1 protein-coding gene is annotated in these 259 nt (G+C 37.5%); it reads right to left on the bottom strand.

What is annotated here, in order from left to right:
* A partial coding sequence (locus SB765_RS31130; protein ID WP_410932691.1) for an NAD(P)-dependent oxidoreductase occupies positions 1-259 on the bottom strand: 259 nt, incomplete at both ends.

Genomic DNA, 259 nt, shown 5'->3' with positions numbered 1-259 from the left:
GTTGCTAATGTTGATGTTTTAGGGCTTCTGTTCCAAGCATTGACTTTAAAACCATTGTTAACCAATCTTTGGGCGCATGCTTGGCCTAATTCGCCAAACCCTAAAATACTCACTTGATTGTGCTTATACGCTCTTTTGGGTTTCCATTCACTTTGCTGTTGTTTTAAAAAATATTCTTTTAATCGCAATTTTTGCGCTAATACATGGGTAAGAACATATTCAGCCATGTCGTTAGCTAACTGTTTATCGACAATCCGCA

This window comes from Pseudomonas sp. SIMBA_067, assembly GCF_046534675.1.
Lineage (GTDB): Bacteria > Pseudomonadota > Gammaproteobacteria > Pseudomonadales > Pseudomonadaceae > Aquipseudomonas > Aquipseudomonas putida.
Note: the sequence above shows the minus strand (reverse complement) of the source record. Positions and strands in the feature narration are given on the sequence as shown.